The 655-nt window shown below is 66.6% G+C and carries 1 protein-coding gene and 1 pseudogene; both read left to right on the plus strand.

The genetic code is table 11. The features are described from left to right. Nucleotides 1-110 (plus strand): annotated as a pseudogene (locus AB3X95_RS38945) (1,2-phenylacetyl-CoA epoxidase subunit B); the annotation flags it as partial. Nucleotides 111-117: 7 nt separating this feature from the next. Further along, on the plus strand, nt 118-655 hold a 538-nt coding region (paaC, locus tag AB3X95_RS38950), incomplete at its 3' end, for a 1,2-phenylacetyl-CoA epoxidase subunit PaaC (RefSeq protein ID WP_368624008.1).

Genomic DNA, 655 nt, shown 5'->3' on the forward strand with positions numbered 1-655 from the left:
TCACCGCCTCGGCGCCCGACGAGAAGGCCGAGCTGTTCGAACCGGCGGGCGACAAGATCTATCGCCACCCGACGTTCTACACGCTGCCCGACGAAGTCAACCACATGTAAGCGCGCCATGACCACTACGTCCACTACGTCCCTTACGTCCCCCTCGCCCGAACATCTGCAGTACGTGCTGCGCCTCGCCGATACCGCGCTGATCCTCGGTCAGCGCAACAGCGAGTGGTGCGGCCACGGCCCGATCCTCGAAGAGGACATCGCGCTGTCGAACATGAGCCTCGACCTGATCGGCCAGGCGCGCCTGCTGTACACGCACGCGGCCGCGCTCGAAGGACAGCTCACCGGCCGTCAGCGCAGCGAGGACGACTACGCGTACTTCCGCGCCGAGCGCGAATTCGCGAACTACACGCTCGCCGAGCTGCCGCACTACGGGCCGCTTGCCGCGACCGCGCAGGCGCAGAAGGACTACGCGGTGACGATCGTGCGCAACTTCCTGTATTCGACGCTGATGCTGCATCTGTGGAGCGCGCTGACGGGCTCCGCCGACGCACAGCTCGCCGCGATCGCCGCGAAGTCGGCCAAGGAAACGCAGTACCACGTGCATCACGCGGGCGAGTGGCTGATCCGCTTCGGCGACGGCACCGACGAATCGC

The organism is Paraburkholderia sp. BR13444, assembly GCF_040948755.1.
GTDB lineage: Bacteria > Pseudomonadota > Gammaproteobacteria > Burkholderiales > Burkholderiaceae > Paraburkholderia > Paraburkholderia youngii.